Annotated in this window: 11 protein-coding genes; 7 read left to right on the top strand and 4 right to left on the bottom strand. The window is 51.1% G+C overall.

The genetic code is table 11. From position 1 onward, the window contains the following. Positions 1-365: 365 nt before the first annotated feature. Positions 366-4,211, bottom strand: coding sequence for a chromosome segregation protein SMC (smc, locus tag AC6I7T_RS03290; protein WP_497791871.1), 3,846 nt, complete (start codon positions 4,209-4,211; stop codon positions 366-368). Between the two features lie 713 nt (positions 4,212-4,924). On the opposite strand from smc, the gene AC6I7T_RS03285 reads away from it, so the two are divergent. Continuing rightward, positions 4,925-6,262, top strand: coding sequence for a homocysteine synthase (locus tag AC6I7T_RS03285; protein ID WP_497791870.1), 1,338 nt, complete (start codon positions 4,925-4,927; stop codon positions 6,260-6,262). Beyond that, positions 6,259-7,371: a homoserine O-acetyltransferase MetX gene (gene metX, locus AC6I7T_RS03280; protein ID WP_497791869.1), complete on the top strand. Its 1,113-nt coding sequence runs from the start codon at positions 6,259-6,261 to the stop codon at positions 7,369-7,371. Before AC6I7T_RS03285 ends, metX begins: the two co-directional genes overlap by 4 nt. 100 nt (positions 7,372-7,471) lie before the next feature. On the opposite strand, the gene AC6I7T_RS03275 is transcribed toward metX, so the two are convergent. Continuing rightward, positions 7,472-8,503, bottom strand: coding sequence for a DUF6709 family protein (locus AC6I7T_RS03275; protein ID WP_497791868.1), 1,032 nt, complete (start codon positions 8,501-8,503; stop codon positions 7,472-7,474). A 444-nt stretch (positions 8,504-8,947) separates the two neighbouring features. Beyond that, the gene (locus AC6I7T_RS03270) at positions 8,948-12,433 is read right to left on the bottom strand and encodes a carboxypeptidase-like regulatory domain-containing protein (RefSeq protein ID WP_497791867.1); all 3,486 of its coding nucleotides are present in this window, start codon (positions 12,431-12,433) and stop codon (positions 8,948-8,950) included. Positions 12,434-13,189: 756 nt separating this feature from the next. Between AC6I7T_RS03270 and dnaE the strand changes: the two genes are divergently transcribed. The 5 genes from dnaE to AC6I7T_RS03245 all read left to right on the top strand — a co-directional run bounded on the left by dnaE (position 13,190) and on the right by AC6I7T_RS03245 (position 20,287). After that, entirely contained in the window at positions 13,190-16,702 is a 3,513-nt protein-coding gene (dnaE, locus tag AC6I7T_RS03265; protein ID WP_497791866.1) for a DNA polymerase III subunit alpha, read from the top strand. A 209-nt stretch (positions 16,703-16,911) separates the two neighbouring features. Next, positions 16,912-17,781 carry an acetyl-CoA carboxylase carboxyltransferase subunit alpha gene (locus AC6I7T_RS03260; protein ID WP_497794551.1) on the top strand — a complete coding sequence of 290 codons (870 nt, stop codon included), beginning with the start codon at positions 16,912-16,914 and terminating at the stop codon, positions 17,779-17,781. Between the two features lie 49 nt (positions 17,782-17,830). Next, complete coding sequence (locus tag AC6I7T_RS03255) at positions 17,831-18,886, top strand: CPBP family intramembrane glutamic endopeptidase (RefSeq protein ID WP_497791865.1); 1,056 nt, start codon at positions 17,831-17,833, stop codon at positions 18,884-18,886. A 295-nt stretch (positions 18,887-19,181) separates the two neighbouring features. Then, positions 19,182-19,847: a TlpA family protein disulfide reductase gene (locus AC6I7T_RS03250; protein ID WP_497791864.1), complete on the top strand. Its 666-nt coding sequence runs from the start codon at positions 19,182-19,184 to the stop codon at positions 19,845-19,847. After that, a complete protein-coding gene (locus tag AC6I7T_RS03245; protein ID WP_497791863.1) occupies positions 19,844-20,287 on the top strand; it encodes a MauE/DoxX family redox-associated membrane protein in 444 nt (147 codons plus the stop codon). Before AC6I7T_RS03250 ends, AC6I7T_RS03245 begins: the two co-directional genes overlap by 4 nt. A 159-nt stretch (positions 20,288-20,446) precedes the next feature. Here the strand turns inward: AC6I7T_RS03245 and AC6I7T_RS03240 are convergent, their stop codons facing one another. Next, positions 20,447-21,073, bottom strand: coding sequence for an NUDIX hydrolase (locus AC6I7T_RS03240; protein ID WP_497791862.1), 627 nt, complete (start codon positions 21,071-21,073; stop codon positions 20,447-20,449). Between the last annotated feature and the right edge of the window lie 160 nt (positions 21,074-21,233).

Here is a 21,233-nt window from a genome sequence, read left to right as displayed (position 1 = left end):
TGCGTCACGCTAGTGCCCCCGGGACAGCAACACTGCCGGGGGCCAATTTTTTTGCTCTCAGATAATAGCAAGAACAAGTTGGATTGCAAACAGAAGTCTCCCATTCCCATCTTCCATAAAAAAATCAAACGCAGGTTCTCGGTTGCTGTCCGCTCGCGGACACAGCTAGAGCAATTCCGGCAATACGATGCCGATCAAAGATCGGTTAGGTGCTGCCTTCTCTGGCGGAAATCAGCTTCACTCTCGTGAATACAGCCACACCGAATTTGCCAGGGCAGGTCTGTTACGATTTCACATTAGAAACATCGCGTAAAAGAAAACCGCCCCTGAATGGGGCGGTTCTTTTCGTATCAAAAGGGAATTTGTTATGCCGTTGCCCGTGCTGGTTCCGGTGCGCGATCTGTGCTTCCCAGTCGAACACTGACAAGCTTTGAAACACCGGGTTCCTGCATAGTAACCCCGTAGATCAGATCTGCAGCAGTCATCATGCGCTTGGAGTGGGTGACCATAACAAATTGCGTGTTATGACTCATGCTCCGCAACAGATCTGCAAGTCTGCCCACGTTGGTTTCGTCGAGAGGTGCATCGACTTCGTCCAGTACGCAGAAGGGACTCGGCTGATACTGGAAGATTCCGACCAGCAGGGAAAGAGCGGTCAACGCCTTTTCTCCACCGGAGAGCAATAGCACGTTCTGCAGCTTTTTGCCCGGCGGTGAAGCTACGATATCGATGCCACTCTCGGCTGAGTTCTCTTCGTCGGTGAGTTTCATAAAGGCCTGTCCGCCGTTGAACAGCTTCGTGAAAGTCGTGGCGAAGTTCTCGTTAATGCGAGCAAAGGCTTCATCGAATTTCGTCTTGGAGATCTCATCGATTTCCTTGATCGTCGCCTGCGTGTTCTCGATTGAATCGAGCAGATCCTTACGCTGCGTTTCGAGGAATGTGTGCCTTTCGGAGGTTTCCTTGTACTCTTCCAGGGCCATCATGTTCACAGGCCCCATCGATTCAAGTTTGTGCTTCAGGCCTCTGCAGGTTTCGTCTTCTGCAACCAAAGCCTCGTCTTCAAGAGGAGTGATTTCCTCTTCACGGAGTGCTGTGGCTTCGATTCCAAGATCGCTGACGCAGGTGGCTTCGATGTGTTCGAGGTCCGCTTTGAGCTTGGCTGCACGTGCGCTACGTTCGCTGCGGGCTTCGCGCAAAGCATCCGTTTCCGTACGGAGTACCTTCAATTGCTGTTCGATCTCGGCGATTGCCGAACGGAGCGCCTTGGCTTCCTCGGTAAACTGACTGACCTGGCGGAGAGCCTGTTCGCGTTTTTCCGCCAGCTCCTGATGCTGGCCGGCAAGAGCTTCGTTCTCCTGGATCCGCTGTTCGCGCTCCGCTGCCGCAGCAGCAAGTTGTTGCTCAAGCTGCGTAGCCCGGCGCTCAAGATCGGCATACAGACGATCAATACGAGCGAAGGTAGCTTCTGCACCACGACGGCGTTCTTCGAGTCCGGCCAGTTCGGCAGAGACTTGAGCGGCTTCCTGTTGTGCTGTCTCCCGCGCCTGACGCAGATCTTCAACCGTCTTTTGTAGCTCCTGGAGCTTGGCTTCAGATTCAGCGTGCTGTGACTCCAGCCGCATTGCCTCTTCACGCTTCTGTGCGATCAGAGCTTGCCTCTGCTGACGGGTGCTGTTATTGCGCTCGACCTGCTGTTCACGCTCCTGCAAGCGACGCTGCAAACGTTGTACCTCAGTCTCGAGTTGCCGCAATGCTGCGCCTTGATTGGCACTTTCACGCTCGGCATTTCTACGTTCGTCGCTTTTAGATTCAATCAGGCCGTTCAATTCGACCAGAGATTGAGAAAGGGCAGCAGCTTGAGTCTCTGCCTCCTTCAACTCAGCCTCTACCTGATCCAACTTTTCCTGTGCGGCACGCAGTTCACGCTTCAGCGCAAGAGGTCCTTCTGCGCGGGGTTTGCCTCCCGTTACAGTGACGTTGTGGAAGCATTCCCCTGAAGGTGCCAGGAAGAAGGCGTGCGGATTTTCCAGTGCAAGTGAACGTGCCGTATCCGTATCGGGGGTAACGTATCCCTCACGCAGCTTGGGCAAAATGACTTCCAGTGAGGATCCGAATCCATCGAGGACTCGAATGCAGTCCTTCAGTCGAACAATGCCGGTTTGGTCACTGTAGCTCGGCTTGGAGTTGTCGCTGGCAAAGGAGAATTTGGCCTGTGAATCTTCCGGATGGACCAGGAAGGTTGCGCGTCCGTCTACGTCAGTCTTCAGCAGGCGCATGCCCTCGTCGGCAGCATCCCAGCTCTTGACGACGATGTAGTTCAGCTCCTCGCGGAGGAACTCGTCGACAACATTTTCGTAAGCGCCGTTAACTTCGAGGAAATCGGCCAGGGTCCCGACAGGGGCCAATCCTCCGTCCATTGTTTTAGAGCGGAAGAGTTTCTTGACTGTGTCGGTGGAGTAACTGTGTTCACGGATCAGCGCATCGAGAGAGTTTCTGCGCCCGAGCAGGGTGGCGTGCTCAGAACGTAACTGATCGCCACGGCGTTTGGCCTGTGACTCTTCTTCGCGCTTGGTGTTGATCTGACCACGAAGTTCCGCAATTTCCTGTTCCAGGCGTTTTAACGCTTCCGTCGCGTTCTGATAACGCATGGAGACCTGGCTGCGTTCCGCACCCAGATTTTCCAGCTCCTGATTCGCTGCGGACATTTCGCTGGCTAGGGACTCAGCTTCACGCTCCAGTGATGCAAGAGCCTCTTCAGCCTGGGCTGTCTGGTTTCGGGCGATTCCAGCCTGGGTGAGCAGGTTCATGGATTGACGCCGTCCAGCTTCCAGTCGTTGCTCGGCATCTCCTAGCTGTTGCGCTGTGAATCTGGCAGCTTGCTGCTTTGCCTGTGCCTGTTCGCGGAATGCTGCAGCTTCCTGTGCTGCGGTTTCCAGGAACTGTTTATTGGCGATGCGCTCCTGGGTAACGGAATCGATCTGCTGCCGGGTCTGCTCCTGTTCAGCCGTAGATGCTGCGGTGCGTGCTTCCAGCTCAGCGATGCGTTCCGTATTCGACCGCTGGCGGGAAGCGGCACGTTCCAACTCGATTGCCGAGTCGTTGGCTAGTTTCTGTGTTTCCTTTGCCTCATTGTCGAGTTCGTATCCACGAGAAGTAGCCTTTTGGTGTTCGCCCTCAAGACCCTCGACCTTGGCTGCATGCTCGTCAATCTGTGTTCCGAGAGCGGTGATCTCTTTGGTCAGTTTGGATTGCTCCGCATCCATCTGGCGAATACGGCTGGCCAAGACGACGCGCAATTTCGCACGCAGTTCATCGCGGATAGCTCCGTAGCGCTCAGCCTTTGCAGCCTGTCTTTTGAGGGAGCCCATTTGGCGGGTAACTTCCTCGAAAATGTCATTTACGCGGGCGAGGTTCTGCTTCGCTGATTCCAGCCGGAGCTCTGCCAGTCGCTTCTTCGTCTTAAAGCGGGTAATTCCTGCTGCTTCTTCGATAATGGAGCGGCGATCATGGGGCTTTGAGCTAAGCAACTGGCCGATACGTTCCTGGCCGATGATGGCATAGCTTTCCGGTCCGAGACCGGTGCCCATGAAAATGTCCTGAATATCACGCAAACGGCAAAGCTTGCCATTCAACAGGTATTCGCTTTCGCCTGTCCGGAAGAGACGACGGGTAATGATGATTTCACCTTGCTGCGGAGTCTTCTGGAACTTGCGGCGGCGAATCTTAAGCACAACGCCGCCATCCGGCATTGTTGTGCCGGCTGCAGCTCCGTCCTTAGGAGCCGGCGCCTCTTCCTCTGTCGATTGTCCAGGCTGGGAGTCTGAGATGATCTCTTCGACTTCGGCTGCCTTTTGCTCCCGGACCTTCTCCTCATCCCAATCAGGATCGAAATTGGGATCTATAACCACTTCCGGTTCTTCCAACAACGGTCCGCCATAGGCTTCGGGATCAACCATCGTCAGAGTGACTTCTGCCATACCCAGCGCCTTACGATCACGGGAACCGGCGAAGATGACGTCCTGCATGTGCCCGCCACGAAGCGTCTTGGCGCTTTGTTCACCCAATACCCAGGTGACTCCGTCCAGGATGTTCGATTTTCCGCAGCCGTTTGGTCCAACGACTGCGGCGATCCCGTGTCCGGGCAACGCGACCTCGGTCTTGTCGCAGAACGACTTGAAGCCCAGGATCTGGATCTTTTTCAGTTTCAGCATCGATACTCCTTTCGCTGAGGCAGAGCGGTCAAAAATCGTCTCCCTATCCTTCTTGGAAGGCGCAGGGATGACATCTTCAATCTCAAACTGTAGCGTTCGTACGGGAGCAGAATCAACACGGTTACCCCAACATCTTGTGGATAAGCCGTCCCAAACTCAAGAATTAGTGCGACGATGTCGGATTTATGCCAATTTGGCCCTCAAATGGAGTCCTGTAGAACCTCCAGGCCCCTGGAAGTTGCTGCCTTTGTCGGCCTTGAAAACGGGTTGAGTCTGCTACCCGTTTCCGGGCTTTTCCCTGCTGGCAATTTCCTGAAAGCTTTCGTTTGGACGAGCCGTAGATGAGAACGCTGGAGACCGTTTCTCCTTAAGCGTAGTCCTATTTCTCCCGGTGCCACAAGAAGAAAAAGGGAAGATCCGCCTCTTCTTCTCGGCGTAATCTGCGTAATTCGTTTGACTTCCGGTTTTAGCCCGGTCATACTGCTTTTAATATGTCATTTCGCACCCATTTTGAGGCCATGGCCATGTGCATGCAAATGCAGATGCTTTGCGGACCCGTGGCTGCGAAAAAGGACAGGCTGAGACGCTAAACTCCAGCAAAAACTAAGTCCAGAGCGGCCCGGGTCCTAAGAAAGGATGCCGGGCCGCTCATTTTTCCAAGCGGTTTCAGAACTGTATCGCCAGCAAGATAAAACGGAGGAGCAGAAGCAGAGATGTCCGATTCACCGCAGACGAAACACCATTTGGCTACCCTGGCCGTCCATGCTGGGCAAGAACCCGATCCGGCTACTGGTGCGCGTGTTGTGCCGATTTACCAGACCACCTCTTACGTTTTTAACGACGCCGATCATGGCGCACGGCTTTTCGCTCTGCAGGAAGCCGGGAATATCTATACGCGGATCATGAATCCGACAACGGATGTCTTCGAAAAACGCGTAGCCGCATTGGAGGGGGGCGCCGCCGGGCTTGCTACGGCCTCCGGGCAGGCTGCGGAAACGCTGACCATTACGACTTTGGCTGGCGCCGGAGACGAGGTTGTTTCTACAACCTCTCTGTATGGCGGGACGTACACTTTGTTCCACTACACGCTGGCCCGCCTGGGGATCAAGGTGAAGTTCGTAGATGCGGATGATTTTGAGGGCATTCGGGCAGCTATTACCTCAAAGACCAAAGCTATCTATGCGGAAACACTTGGTAATCCCAAGCTGGATGTTCTGGATATTGAAGTATTAGCCAAGATTGCCCATGAGAACGGTCTGCCTCTGGTGATCGACAATACCTGCGCTTCTGCGTCTCTTCTTCGTCCTATCGAATGGGGAGCAGATATTGTCCTCAATTCTGCAACTAAGTTCTTAGGCGGACACGGAAATACGATTGGCGGTGTCATCGTCGATTCCGGCAAATTCGATTGGAAAGCATCTGGGCGTTTCCCAGAATTTGTGAATCCCGATCCTTCGTATCATGGACTTTCCTTTGTCGAAACCTTTGGTCCTCTGGCCTTTATTCTCAAGGCTCGAGTGCAGGGTTTGCGGGATACTGGTGCAGCACTCTCTCCTTTCAGTTCTTTCTTGTTGTTGCAGGGAATTGAGACTTTGCACTTAAGAGTAGAGCGTCATTCTCAAAATGCTCTAGCCGTGGCAAAGTTTCTGGAGCAGCATTCCGGTGTGGAATGGGTAAATTATCCCGGACTTGCTTCCAGCAAATATTACGAGCGGGCCAAGAAGTATCTTCCTGAGGGCCAGGGCGGTCTTCTTACTTTTGGTATTCGCGGGGGATATGAGGCAGGGAAAAGGCTCATTAACTCGCTTAAGTTGTTTTCTCTGGTAGCGAACATTGGCGACGCAAAATCGCTGGTGATACATCCAGCTTCTACTACGCACCAACAGTTGACGGTCGAAGAACAGCTATCGAGTGGAGTCACTCCGGAGTTGGTTCGCCTGTCGATCGGTATTGAAGATGCTCGCGACATCATCGCCGATCTCGACCAAGCCATCAATGCTGCCTGTACGGTGGCCACTACCGATAGCCAGTCGGAACTGGCCAAACAATGACGACATTGAAAACCGTTGCTTCTATAGTCCAACCAACTTTTGAGGGCGATTTCGCTCTTGATGAACATTTCGCTCTCGAAGAAGGCGGATCGCTGACCAGTCCAACGCTTCGTTACACGCTTTACGGAAAGCTGAATGAAGCCCGCGATAACGTCATTCTCGTCTGCCATGCCCTTTCCGGATCTTCGCGGGTAGCGGAGTGGTGGCCATTGATGTTCGGACCGACAGGTCTTTTTGATTTGGAGAAGTACTGTATCGTTTGTGCCAACATCTTTGGTTCTTGTTATGGTTCAACTTCTCCCCTGTCTATTAATCCCGCTACCGGAAAGCTCTACGGTCCCACCTTCCCACTGATTTCTGTTCGTGACATAGTTCGGGCAGAGGCACTCCTTCTCGACCATCTCGGCATTGAAAAGGTACTGTTAACCCTCGGTCCTTCAATAGGTGGAATGCAGGTATTGGAGTGGGTAATCAACTATCCGGATCGTATCCGTCGCGCAGTAGCAATGGGCTCCGCACCGCTAAATGCACTTGGTCTGGCCCTGAATCACATGCAGCGGCAGGCTATTCAAAACGATCAATGCTGGAATGGTGGATGGTATTCGCCGGAGAATCCTCCTCGTGGAGGACTGTCGCTGGCACGCCAGATAGCAATGATTAGCTACAAGACGCAGGAGCTATTCGACGTTCGCTTTGGCCGTAAGCCGAATCGCAATGGTGAAGATCCCTATTGTTCCGGAGATCAGAATAGCTTGATCGGAGGACGCTTTGATATTGGGGGGTATCTCGATTATCAAGGCCAGATATTCAATAAGCGCTTCGATGCAAATTGCTATCTTTCCATTCTGAGAACGATGGATACCTTTGATCCTACTCGCGGCTATAACTCTGCCCGCGAGGCATACTCACGTATAAAAGCCAATCTCTTGTTAATCGGCCTCTCGACCGACTGGCTCATCCCTCCTGGTGATGTAATGTCTATGGCCGAGGAGATCACCGCCGCGGGTGCGCCTTGTGAATATCGCGAAATGATCTCGCATCACGGACACGATGGCTTTCTGGCTGAGATGGATACACTTGTTAGTGTGATCGGTCCGGTTGTGGATTGAATGAAATAGGTGCGATCTGAATTTACACAAACGGCCTAGGAGAATTCCTCTTAGGCCGTTGCTTTATTTAGCCGTAAAGTAGGTTGGCCAAACATTTTAATTATTCAGTTTGGCTGACTAGAGATCGTCCTTCCATCAAGAAGCGATTGGGATCGTTCTTTGAATTTTTCCAAAGCTTCTTCAAGGAATCGTTATATCCGAAGATCGCGTTAGGAACCCGTGCGGAGAGGTCCCGGATCGCCGCGTCTACTTTATCCTTTGACAGCTGAATCTGTGCTTTCTTTCCCTGGTCGTCATAAGCATGCACGAAATAGGTTTTGCTAATGGTGATGAAGTAGTAGAGCTTACGCTTAAGCAAATATTCATGTGTCCAAACCAGGTGATTTAGCCGAATTGCATTTGCACTGAAAGGCGAACTTGTCAGGAGCCAATTCTGGGTTACTTCAACTTTATTCGACCGCCATGGATACGTTGAGTGAGCTCCTATCATTTCGGCATCTATTTCCTGCACGAGCATTTCCAGTTGGCCGTATTTTGCGATCTGTTTGGCAAAGGGGTGGCGTGCAAAGTCTCCGGTAGCCTGCAAATACCTCCAGATCATCCATGCCCAGAACAGAAGAGCAGGAATGCCAATTATTAGCGAGATGATTCCAGTCTCTCGATAATCTTCGCCATCAATGTAATACGTAAAGGTCGGCGGAGCTTCGGAAGAGAGCGAATTCTCGAGATGCTTTGCCAGTTCAGCAGAGATGGGCCTTACTCTACCTTCAAAGCTCATGTCGCGAATTTCGTCCGGATGGCTTCCGCCAGGGAGACGGAGAACCAGTAGTTTTTCGTCCGCTAACATCACAAAATACTGGCTATCGACATATTTCGATCCACCCCGTCGCGTTGTGGTGTGATGAATGCCGGTATTAAGTGCACGATCGATATGAATACGGACGAATTGATCGTCTATGGGATGTTGGATGATCTGAGCTGCATCTACAGAGCTGGCGCCACGAAAGAATTGAGTCAGATATTGACGTTGATACGTTAGGAAGAGTATGCCGAGTAATGCAATGCAGACGATTACAATTAATGAATTCCTGTTTGCACGGCGAATCAGATTTCCGCAACATCCATTCCACATAAAAGCACCTTATTAGCAGCTAATAAAAGAGATCGGGAGAAGAAGGGAACATCCTCCAGGCTAAAAGCTGCATATCTTTCCAAAATAAGGGGGCTTTGCCAGCATAGCAGAAATTGTGCCGCCTCCCTTTGCCAGAACGATATTTAGGGTTCAAGGAGTCATCTGAAGAGTGTGGAGCGGTTTGAGCCGTTTGGGGGAGCTGAGATCGAGTACTTTGTTTCGCAGCCTATTTTGCCGGGAAGCTTCCCGGCGAACGTATATTGTTACCAATTTAGGTCTGGATTTTGCCGGATATGCGCAGGAATTACAGTTTGTCTGGGATGTACTTCTAGAAGCGATATCGGGTTTTGCTATTCGAAACAACAGGCTCATCCTCGATTCCTCGAGAGTGAGCCTGTTGTGTGGTGTTTCGAGATCTTCTAGATCTGGGATATTCGTCAGAGTCTAGAAGTGTCCTTGTACTGCGAATTGTAGGAAGCGTGGAGAGTTACCCACGCCAGTGATTTTGCCGAATGAGCTCGATGTAGGCGAGGTATTCGGAGCAGAGAAGACGGGATGGTTAAGGGCGTTGATGGCCTCAAAACGGAAATCCGTCGATATCTGCTCGGTAACCTTGAACTGCTTGGTCACGCCTAGGTTCAGCAGGTTTTGGAAGTCCTGTCGGACATTGTTAAAGCGCAATGGCATGATTCTGAGATTGCTCTTTAGCTGATCTCCGGAAACGGTATCGAAGACAGAGGTGCTAAACCACTGGCCGATATTCCGATTGCTCACCTTGGAGATATCTTTGTAGGATTTTCCGGTATTCAAGACCATATTGCTCGTGCTGAAGGTGATCGGTTGACCACTTTGAACACGATATATGCCTTGAAGCTGCCAACCACTGATGACTTTGTTCGCTATGCCACTGGCATTTGACGCGAATGTTTTGCCCTTGCCGAAAGGAAGCTCATAGATTCCTGTAATCGAGAGGTTACGAGGGTAGTCTCCATTGGAGATTCCATACCAGGGCTTCGCGTCTCCCGCATTCAGGAAGGTAATTGCGTCCAAGGACTTGGATTGGGTGTAGGCAACCATCATGTTGTAGCCGTGCGAGAAACGCTTGGTCAACGATAGCTGCAATGCGTGATAGGTGCTGTAACCAGAGGTATCCGGAGCCGTGATACCGGTGTATTCCGGATAAGGCTTGTACAGCTGGTTCAGAGTTGTCTGTTGACTGGTGAACAAACCCGGCGATCCAGGAACGGAGATTCCATAGAACGGGTTAGCTGTGTTCTTTGTCAACGTGCTGTAATTGTCCTTTTGTGCCTGAGTCAGTTCCTGATCTTTGCTCAGATAGGCATTAGGCAGAGGATTGTAGTCACGTGTGATCTTGATATGAAGGTTGTTGTTGCCTACGTAATTTGCATCGAGGACGATCTCCGCTGGCAAGGAGTATTGAAAGCCTAGAGACCAACGCTCGTTATAGGGGGTCTTGGGACGTTGAGGGAAGAAGGATATGCTCGTTCCCAATCCCTGCATCATTCCATACGTATTTCCCGCCGGTTGGCTAATGCCATATGGGAAGGGATTGGAAATGTCAGCAATAAAGTGCTGCCCGTTATCGATAGTGACTGTGGCTGGAGTTTGTTGACTATAACCGATCGGATTGCCGTATTGGATGTTCTGTGCAAGATGGCTGTAGAAGATTCCAAAACCACCACGAACAGCCAGCTTCCTAGTTGCGGAGTAGGCAAATCCAAAGCGGGGAGAGAAGTTTGCTGTTTGTGCCTGCCAGAGTCCATGCGCTGGATTGGAGGTTGTTCCGGCATAGAGGAGTCCTCCATTCACAGCAAATTGTGAAACCGGAAGGAGCGCATTGGGATTTGTTGCGTAATTCTTCTTTGCCTGGTCGGCAATCGGATTTGGGCTATTGAAGGCGAAACCTGCAATGCTCTTGTTGTGGCGCTCCCAGAGAGGCGTGCCATATTCGTAGCGAAGGCCAAGGTTCAACATCAGACGGGGCATAACCTTCCAGTCATCTTGGATGAATGCCGTGTAGTAATCAGTGTTGTTGGCTGTTGCGGTGTTAAGAGTCATGCTGGAATTTTCCGGAATGCCCATTAGGAATGACGCCAGCGCCTGTCCGATAGGAGCAACCGTTGCATTATCTCCCGGTCCACGGGTGTAGCTTCCGGTAGAGTTCAGAACAGCATGCTCACCTGTAAAGTTTGCTTGGTTGGCTTGATATTGACGCCATTCAACACCAACGTGCAGTTGGTGGGTATGTTGAGAGCGCGATATCGAGATCTGCCCGGCGTGAATGTTATCTGCTTCAAACGAAGGATCGGAGTTGCCCAGGGTTGCATATCCGCTGATTTTTATCTGCGGAAATCCTTGAGCAAGCTTGTTTGAACCTGCAAGGATGCTGGCGGGTAGTCCGAGATCGGCCACCGTGGCTTTGGCCGAAAGAGTCGATATGGTGGTAAACCGCGTGAAAGAGTAACGAGCATTGAGAACGGTGACGGGACCAAGAGTGTTGACGTAATCGAGTACGAGTCCCTTGTTCTTCAGAACTGTATCCAGTCCACTGGCATTGGGGAAATAAGCATTCTTTTTGGGTTGATCTCTATCACTGATGATGAAGTGCCCAAAGAGTTTCTGGCTACCGCTCAATGTGTAGTCAAGGCGTGTGACAACATTCCAGTAATGATCGACGGTTGAACCACTCCATACATAGTTGTTCTGTCCATCGGCGGTCTGCTGTGTAGAACCTGTTGGATCGGGGTAATAGTTAAGAATCTTTTGTGCAACAGGATTAACTAGAGATGCGACGTTGTTTTGAGTGACTAATTGTCTAACGAAATGCCCAGGGCAACGTGTGTCGGCCTGCGTTGTAAAAGGGTTGGCAACAGCATAGGCATCATGAGCAGGATTGGTTACGCCTGTGCAGACAGTTTCTGCGGGAGTAGTTTGCAATCCCAATAACTTAGAGAAATCTCCCTTCTTCTCTTCCGGAGTAGGGACGGTGGCTACTGTGCTGTTTCCAAGTGAGCTGTACTGGCGTTCGTAACCTGCGAAGAAAAAGAGCTTCTTGGAGAGAATAGGACCGTCGACTCCGACGCTCTCACGGTTATAGCGGGTTTCAGCAGAGGTTGTGCTTCCGAAGTTATAGTTTTTCGCGTTTACATCGGAGTTTTGATAAAACCACGAAGCGCTTCCGTGAAATTTGCTGGTGCCGGATTTAATACTGCTATCGAGCGAGGCTCCCGAACTATGCGCGATTGAAGCATCGTAAGGTGAGGTAATGAACTTAAATTCTTGAACGAAGTCGCGGGACGGCGTGTAGGCTGCAGTAACCGATCCAGCATTTCTCGTATTCGGAGCGCCGTCTAGAGTGAATTCGGTCTGTCCTGATTGCGCTCCATTTACTTTGGCGCTCTCTGCACCACCCTCATAGGTATGAGCACCTGTACTTAAAGATGTGCTGGCTACGCCTGAAAGCAGGAGCTGCAATTCGTAAGGATTTCCATAAAGGATAGGAAGATCTTGCATGGACTTGGATTCCACAACAGAACCAAGTGTCGAATCTTCCGTATGGAGCGAGACGCCATGCTCTTCGACCGTTACGGTTTCGGCTGCCGCTCCCACTTCGAGCTTGAAGGGAACACCCACGCGTGAAGCAACTTCGACACGGATATGTTCGACGACTGTTTCCTTAAAGCCTGGCGCGTTGGCGCTCATTGTATAAAGACCGGGAATAACGAATTCGAAGGCGTACATCCCGGCTTCATTTGAATCCTTTGATTGGACGACGTCAGTTTCTTCGTTCATCAAACTAATTGACGCGTTTGGAATGATGGCTCCAGAAGGATCGGTAACTAGACCGCTAATCCTTCCACGATCTTCTTGAGCGATAGCTGAAGCTGTCACGAATAGCAGTAGAAACACTATTGGCAGGCCTCTAAACAGCATGCTCTTGTAATGCATTGTTCTCCTTACCAAGCAGCTTTCCGCAACTTTCCTTGTGGTTTAAAGCATGAGTCGCGATTTGCTGATGCATTTGCCTGCCAGAAGTACAGCCTGTTCTGACAGTGCAATGCATATAGGTGTTTATTTTTGTGGGATCTACAAACAATTCTCCCGACAGTAATTTTTGATTGAATTCGGTGTATAGTCAATAATTTTAAAAATTAATATGTAATTATGAAAAATATACCGGATATTGCGATATCGACTTATGAAATCAGCTCTCTAGCCGATAAGATCTGGATAGAAGACCTGGAAATAACTCACAAAGAAGAAATCGGCACACGATAACGGATTGCCCTTGGATGAAGGTCTGTTTCCCATCTTATGAATTTGTGTTGCAGTTAAGGAATCCGCTAAGATGTGTTAGCGTGTCTTACCGAATCATGGATTTGAAAATTATTGAAAACTGTATAGAGCCTTGATCTCTAGATCAAAAGATCTCTGTGAACCCCGCTCAAGTTCGACAGGCAGTTCCAACGACTTCAGTGCAATCAGCCCTGGCGGGCATCTTTTCTCACGGGCAAATCCGGAAACGATAGCGCCTTTGACATGACTCTGTTTCGAGTTTCAAACGTTTGGGCGGAGTTTTCCTCAGGGCTGCTCGCCTAGACCTTTCCTGCTGTTCGTTCAAAAGGCAATTCAGCACTAGAATTGAAATTGAACCTTACCGAGACAATGGCTGAATTCACACATCTCCACATCCATACGGACTATTCACTTCTGGACGGAGCTTGCGACGTCCATAAATTGGTTGATCGTGTCCACTCGATTGGGCAAAAAGCTGTCGCCATCACGGATCATGGCAATATCTATGGGGCTGTCCACTTCTTTGAGGCTGCCAAGAAGAAGGGCATCAAGCCGATTCTGGGTTGTGAGCTTTACATTTGCCAGAATGAGGATCATCGGGCCGATCCTCAGGGGGACGATTATCATCATTTTCTTGTCCTGGCTGAGAATGAAGAAGGCTATCGCAATCTGGTTCGGATTACCTCCGAAGCCTCGCTCCACGGCTTTTACCGCAAGCCGCGTATTAGTAAAAAGTATCTCGCTGAGCATGCCAGCGGGCTGATTGGATTTTCGGGATGTCTGGGAGGCGAACTCTGCCAGAATCTGATGGCCGGGAAGTATGAAGATGCCAAAGCGACAGCGGGGCAGTTTCAGGATATTTTTGGCAAGAACAATTTCTTCCTGGAGATTCAGGACCAGGGATTGGCTGACGAGAAAAGGATCCATGACGATTTGTTCCGATTGGAAAAGGAACTGGGGATTCCACTCGTTGCTACGAATGATTCTCACTATCTTTGCGATGATGACAGCCACGCTCATGAAGTGCTGCTTTGCGTACAGACGGCCTCATCCATTAACGATCCGAAGCGCTTCAGATTCGACTCCGATCAGTTCTATGTAAAGAGTGCCGACGAGATGGAGCGGCTCTTTTCTCATGCTCCTGAGGTTGTGCAGCGCACGATGCAATTCGCCGAGCGCTGCAATCTCAAGCTGAGCAAGGTGGATAATCCCTTCCCGGAATTCGCTGTTCCGGAAGGGCATACGATTGACAGTTATTTTGAAGAGATTTGCCGTCAGGGATACAAGAAGCGTCTAGAGACTGCGATTCGACATCTGCAAGAGAAGGGGCTGCTGCGGAGCACGATCGCTGAATACGAACAGAGACTCGATCGTGAGATCGGCATCATCAAGCAGATGAAGTTTTCCGGATACTTCCTTATCGTATGGGACTTCATCCGGTATGCTCGCGAACATGGTGTGCCGACTGGGCCGGGCCGTGGATCGGCTGCTGGCTCGCTGGTTGCTTACGTTATGGAGATCACGAATGTCGATCCTCTCCAGAACGTTCTTCTCTTCGAACGCTTCCTGAATCCGGAACGCGTCTCGATGCCTGATATCGATATTGACTTCTGCATGACGGGCCGTGGAGACGTGATCGATTACGTTACACGGAAGTACGGCCGCGATCAGGTTGCGCAGATCATCACCTTTAATACGATGGCGGCAAAGGCTGCTATTAAGGATGTGGGCCGCGCTCTGGAGATGCCTTACGGCGAAGTTGATCGTATCGCCAAGATGATTCCGGCAACCATAGGCATGACCATCGATCAGGCTCTGCAGGAAGTTCCACAGCTGCAAGAGGTCTATGAAAACGATACGCAGATTCGCGGTCTGATCGACACGGCCAAGAGGCTTGAAGGCTTGGCTCGCGGTGCTGGTGTTCACGCCGCCGGAGTTGTGATCGCGCCGCGTCCGTTAACGGACCTTGTTCCTGTCTGCCGCAATAAAAACAACGATATCGTTACTGCCTATGACATGAAGGCAGTCGAAAAGATGGGCCTGTTGAAGATGGACTTCCTCGGGCTCACCACGCTGACAATCATTGCCGACTGTCTGAAGATGATTGAGAAGAATCATGGCGTAGAGCTGAATCTGGACACGATTCCTCTCGACGATGAAGAGACCTATACAAAGGTCTTCCATCAAGCCTATACGTCGGGCGTTTTCCAGTTTGAATCTGGTGGTATGCGTGACGTGCTCCGGCGTTATCGTCCGCAGTCGATTGAGGATCTTACCGCTCTGAATGCGCTCTATCGGCCTGGTCCAATTCAAGGCGGTATGATCGACGACTTCATTGAGCGTAAGTGGGGACGTCGTAAGGTCGAATATGAATTTCCTGAGCTTGAACGCATCCTGAAGGAGACGTTGGGCGTCATCGTCTATCAGGAACAGGTTATGCAGATCGCCAACGTCTTGGCGGGCTATTCCCTCGGTGAAGCCGACTTGTTGCGCCGCGCAATGGGTAAAAAGAATCCCGAGGAAATGGCGAAACAGCGTGACCGCTTTGTTAGCGGTGCGTTGGAAAAGGGCTTTCCTAAGGACAAGATTGTTCACATCTTCGAATTGATGGAACAGTTTGCAGGGTATGGCTTCAATAAGTCCCACTCTGCCGCCTATGCTTTGCTGGCCTATCGGACCGCATTTCTTAAGACTCATTATCCCGTGGAGTTCATGGCAGCTCTGCTGACCTCGGAAATTTCGAAGCCGGAAAACGTGGTGAAGTACATCAAAGAGTGCCGGGACATGAACATCAAGGTCGATCCTCCGGATGTTCAGCTTTCCGACGCTCACTTTACTCCGACCAAGGATGCAATTCGCTTCGGGTTGACGGCTATCAAAAACGTGGGTGGCAACGCTATTGAGTCCATTCTTGCGGTCCGCCGCGAATTGGAAGCAGAAGGGAAGCGATTCTCGACAATCTGGGAGTTCTGCGAGAAGGTCGATCTTCGCTTAATGAATAAACGGGTTCTCGAGTCCCTCATTAAGGCTGGTGCCATGGACTCGTTAGGCCGTCGTGCGCAACTCATGACCGTGCTCGATAAGGCTATTGAACGCGCTCAGAAGGCACAGCGCGATGCGGCTCAAGGGCAGGTAGGTCTCTTTGGAATCTTCGATGAGGCTCCTGGGGCTTCTAGCCAGGATGATCTGCCAAACGTTCCCGACTGGGATGAGAATCTCAGACTTCAGTCTGAGAAAGAGGTCCTTGGGTTCTTTGTGTCCGGTCATCCCATGGACAAATATGCGGAGAAGCTTCGGAATCTGCATGTTGTCGACACGGCTACGGCTCAGGAGATGAAGCCTTCTCCTCCACCACGCCGGGGTCAGTCTGCTCCCGAGAACGATATCTCTATCCCGGGAGTGCTGGTCGGGGTGAAAGTTGGAAAGTCGAAACGCTCGGGTGAACTATATGCCCAGGGTACTTTGGAAGATACGGTCGGCAAGATCGACCTTATCTGCTTCCCAAAAGACTACCAGCGGCTTGCTGAGGGGCTGAAACTGGAAGTTCCGGTTCTGGTTAAGGGGCAGCTTCGTGCGGAAGAGGATGCGGCTCCTAAGCTCTGTGTTTCGTCGATTCAACCACTTGAAGACGTCAAGATTAAACTGCCGGGAAGTATCCGTATCCGGGTTCCCCTTGAGCGGATTAGCGATACAACACTGGTGAATCTGAAAGACATGATGGATGCTGCTCCAGGGCCGGGGCGAGTGATGTTTTCTTTGGAACAGAAGGGAGAATTCGCGGTGCTCTTGGAGCCCGAGGCCTTGGCCATTGCCGCGGATCGTGGCTTCATCGACCGTGTAGAGGATTTGCTGGGGAAGGGTATGGTCCAGGTGCTGGACTAGGATCCGGGCTGTAAAGCGGAGTGGCCGGAGCTGGAATTTGGGACTGAATTTGTCTCCAAAGCCGGTCGCTCATACAATCGACAAATGTGGATTACTCGATCAGATTTTCTGTTCGAAAGGCCACAAGATGTCCCCTGGATTGAGCGTCAGGTGGGAATTGTTTCCTCTGACGTTCACGAAAATCGAATAAGCAAACGCAAGAGCGTATCCTGGCAAACAGAATGACTGAGCAGCAGACAGAGATCCTGAGCGAAGCGCAAACCTCGGCAGCCGTAGTGCCGACAGCATGGAGAAAGACAGAGCTGGCGCGACATTCCCAGCGTCCATATCCGATGGATTTCATCGAACACATCTTTACGGATTTCAGTGAGATTCACGGTGACCGGGCCTTTGGTGACGACGCCGCAATGGTGTGCGGAATGGCACGCTTTGACGGCGAGGAAGTAATGGTCATCGCCAACCGAAAGGGCCGGGATATGAAGGAGAAGGTACGCCGAAATTTCGGTATGCCAAATCCTGAAGGTTACCGTAAGGCTCTGCGGATTATGAAGATCGCCGAGAAGTTCGGCCGCCCGATCTTCACCTTAATTGATCTGACCGGAGCTGCTTGTGGTATTGGTGCCGAGGAGCGCGGACAGGGGGAAGCCATTGCTCGGAACATTTTGGAGATGTCCCGTCTACGCGTTCCCACGATTGCGACCATCACCGGCGAAGGCGGTTCTGGCGGAGCCTTGGCTTTAGCTGTCACGGATAGAGTGTTGATCCTGGAGAATGCCGTCTATTCGGTTATTTCGCCGGAAGCCTGTGGATCGATCATGTGGCGTGACGCTTCTAAACGGGCAGAGGCTGCTGAAGCTTTGAAGATTACTGCCGAGGATGTGAAGCGACTCGGCTGTGTTGATGATATTGTTTCCGAACCTGAAGGCGGAGCTCATACAGATGCTGCAAAGGCAGCGGAACTCCTGGCTGAGAAGCTTCGTTGGCACTTGAGCGAGTTGAAATCGATGTCGACGGATACTTTGTTGAAGCAACGGCAGGAAAAGTTCCGTAATGCTGCACAGTTCTTTGTAGCCGGATAATGATATCTTTCTCAACGTTTCATCTCGCTGTATTCCCCTGGAGGCGAAAGTGAGCGCGGCCAGAGCGTTTGACCGTTTTCGTGCATCGGTTTACTTCGTGGTCGCGGCGATATATTTCTATTTCGCTCGCCTGGTTGCGGAAATTGCAGCCCGAGGCTTAGGCGGAGGCGGCGACCAGTCGATCCTCAAGCATGTAATCTGCTTGTTTTTGTTGCTGATTGGCTACGCCGGCATGGGGTACGCTTTTCAGCAGCAGCCGCAACCGCTCGTGTCTATGGGACTGGTTCGCAGGCCGGGTGCCTGGCGGGAGTTCGGCTTAGGCCTAGCCTTCGGATGGGCAATGATCGTGGCTTGTGTGCTGCCCATTGCGCTCTTTGGTGGTTTGGCTGTCAGCTTTTCTCGCGACCTGTCTTCATGGGGATTGCTGCTTGCTGACCTGATCATCCTGGGGCTGGCTGCTTTGGTGGAAGAGATCGGCTTCCGCGGTTATCCTTTCCAGCGGTTAGTGGATGCCATGGGGCCAACCATGGCGTCGATTCTGATGGCGTTCTTTTTTGCCGGAGTTCATTCTTATAACCCTGCGTCCTCCCGGATGAGTTTATTCGTCACCTTTCTGAGTGGATTGCTCTTTGCTGTTGCATATTTGCGTACCAGAGCACTCTGGATGGGGTGGGGAATCCATCTCTCCTGGAATGCAGCCATGGGGCTGTTATTCGGCTTACCTGTCAGTGGAGTAGGTAATTTTTCTCCCGTAGTCATTAGCGATGCGATGGGTCCTTTATGGTTGACCGGTGGAAGTTATGGTCCGGAAGGTAGTTTGCTTGCGGCAATCGTGCTGCTGGCTAGCTTAGTGATCCTTTATCGTATTACTCGGGAATATGCCTATAAGTATGCTCAGCCGGTAATTGTTGCTGCTGGTATCCCTATAGACATAGCTGCTCCAGGACATCAGCCCTCAGGAATTGCCGTTGTTTCGAATCCTGTTTCTAGTTTGATTCAGATCCAACAAGCACCTACAGAAGTCGTCTCTGTTCCTTCCACTGAGAGCGCGAGTGTTACAACTGAGGTTCAAGAGCCAAAATCCTCCGAGTCGGCGGGAACCTAATCCATAGCTGCTCCTATCTGCCTAACAGACTGATCCTAGACCCACAATATGACTTGATCTCACGCGATGGAGATCAAGTCCTCGTTGTTACTTCTTTATTCGAAATGGTGTTCTCTGTCACAGGAGTGGACTGTCTGAACCGCAAGTTGCAAAATTGATTGCGTGCTGGAAAGGATCTGGAGCAGCATTCTATTTTTGACCTGGAGCTTCAGAGCTCTCATAATGCCTGAAAGCCTAAAGTCAGAAGAATTGTGGTCTATTCCTGGTAGTCACTGTAAGTAAGAAGGAGACTGAAATGGGCGCTAGCTCAGCCCGCACAGGTCAGAAGAAAACGGAATCGGTTCGCTCCTCCAGCTCTGGTTGGCGAATCTATTTTGTTTTGATAGTCGTTTGTCTTTTCGGAGGGATGGCGGCTCGTTCGTTGTTCTGGCCACCGGAACAGAAACCGCAGGAGTCGGTCCAGAAAGCTCTTGAACCACCTACAACGGGACAGAAGCTTCCGCCCTTTACTCTCATGCCCTTTGGTCAATCGATGCTCGCAGGTAGGGTTTACACGAACAAAGATCTCGAGGGGCACAAGACCATTTTCCTGATCGTGAAGGCCACCTGTCCGCACTGCATTAAGGAGTGTGCGTGGCTTAGTACCTATCTTCCTAACCTGAAGGGCCGTGCTTCTGTAGTGGTGGCATCCATCAGTCCTGTTCAGGAGACAACTCAGTTTGTCGCTTCTACAGGTATGTCTGAAAGCATGTATCTGAATGCCGAACCACTTGCGCGTGCTGTAGGCATTCAAGCCGTACCCGATCTTTTCTTACTGGATGAAGCGGGGACGATTCGGTATTTCCAACAGGGAGAGTTGGGTCCGGAGAAGATGAAACTGGTTCTAGAGACATTTCTCCAGGGTGGAGATCCTATGCAGATTGCCTCAGGAGAGGAAAGTCTTCAGGGGGGAAGAGCATGAAGATCACTCGCCAACGCATCGTTTTCGTCGTTCAGCTCCTTGTTGGGCTCATGCTGATGGGGTCTGGAATTTCGAAGGCCCTAACCGCACAAGATTTTCTGCAATCTTTTCAGGCCTATCAGGCCATACCGGACTCTTTGGCTCCGGCGGCGTCATTCCTGGTTATCCTCGCAGAACTTGCTGTTGGAGCCTTGCTTGTTGTCTCTCTCCAGGTTCGTTGGGCGAGCATTCTGGCAACTCTGATGTTTATTGTTTTCACGATTGCTATTGCCATCGCTTGGTGGCGAGGTTTGCACATTGATTGTGGGTGCTTTGTGGGCGTTCACAGATCTGTTGGCCCTAAAGCTATCATCGAAGACTTAATTTTTATATTTATGTCCGGGTGGATAAGCTGGGAGCATTGGTCTAGCTTCAGGCGATCCACTGAACCTGCTGCCTAGTATTACAGCTGTGAAGCCGCAAGCACTTCAGCATCCTGGTGCCCCATTCTTAGGACCGCCTCAGGCGTGACGAGGAATGGGGCGAAGCTCAGGTGCTGCAACCGATCTTCCAGTTGAGGCGATCCTCAGCCTTTTCTCCTAGCTAGTTTTTTAGTTTCCTCAATCAAAAACTGTTGGCCATTCGGGATGTCGAGAATGCTCCCACATATAAGCGAGCTGCTTTGGCGTGACCCGTATTGTCGAGAGAGGCGGAACCTCTTCTTCCGGAAAGAAGCATGCTTCTAGCGTTTCGTTATTGGGCCCAATCGGCGTTCCACCCAACAACTCACACAGAAAGAATGCCTTATAGGAATGAAATGGGTATGGCGGATGTTCGTGCAGATTGCGGTCGTATAGAGCGATGAGCTTTTTAACTTCGACATCGTAGCCCGATTCCTGCTTGACCTCATGAATTACGGCGGTACTCGGTGAGTCCCCGACGTCGGCCCACCCTCCGGGCAAAGTCCACAGGCCGTCTTCCTTTTCTCTGACTAATAAGATCCGGTCGTCAGAGATCACGACAGCTCGCACCTCAATTTTCGGTGTGGCGTATCCTTTGTACTGCTTGAAGAGGTCGAGGATCGGCGAGATCTCTTTTGCCTCGGAACCGGAGGCCAGGATTTCTGCGGCAATCTCTCTTATGCTTTCGTATCTCTCTATATCGAAAGGATCTTTTGCATAAGTTAGTCCTGTTTGGGCAATAGCTTGCAGCCTCTGTGCCCACTTCAGCCATTGAGGGTTTTCCATGCGACGCCTGTCTCTGAGCCTCTTTAGAAAGTTAAACCATTATTGTCTGTACATATAGATGGTAATCGACTCTTTCCTCATAGAGAGGATATAGAGCTTTTGTAACGTTATAGAGAAAACACCTCGGCTGACTGGCCAGAACGAAAAAGATTCACTAGAG

This window comes from Humiphilus diazotrophicus, assembly GCF_059726315.1.
The sequence above is the reverse complement of the archived record's forward strand: the minus strand, read 5'-3'. Positions and strand labels throughout refer to the sequence as shown.

Bases quoted from the DNA above. Each gene is read 5' to 3' on its own strand.
- AC6I7T_RS03245 (WP_497791863.1), top strand. From the start codon at position 19,844: ATGAAGATCACTCGCCAACGCATCGTTTTCGTCGTTCAGCTCCTTGTT.
- dnaE (WP_497791866.1), top strand. From the start codon at position 13,190: ATGGCTGAATTCACACATCTCCACATCCATACGGACTATTCACTTCTG.
- AC6I7T_RS03275 (WP_497791868.1), bottom strand. From the start codon at position 8,503: ATGTGGAATGGATGTTGCGGAAATCTGATTCGCCGTGCAAACAGGAAT.
- AC6I7T_RS03240 (WP_497791862.1), bottom strand. From the start codon at position 21,073: ATGGAAAACCCTCAATGGCTGAAGTGGGCACAGAGGCTGCAAGCTATT.
- metX (WP_497791869.1), top strand. From the start codon at position 6,259: ATGACGACATTGAAAACCGTTGCTTCTATAGTCCAACCAACTTTTGAG.
- AC6I7T_RS03250 (WP_497791864.1), top strand. From the start codon at position 19,182: ATGGGCGCTAGCTCAGCCCGCACAGGTCAGAAGAAAACGGAATCGGTT.
- AC6I7T_RS03285 (WP_497791870.1), top strand. From the start codon at position 4,925: ATGTCCGATTCACCGCAGACGAAACACCATTTGGCTACCCTGGCCGTC.
- smc (WP_497791871.1), bottom strand. From the start codon at position 4,211: ATGCTGAAACTGAAAAAGATCCAGATCCTGGGCTTCAAGTCGTTCTGC.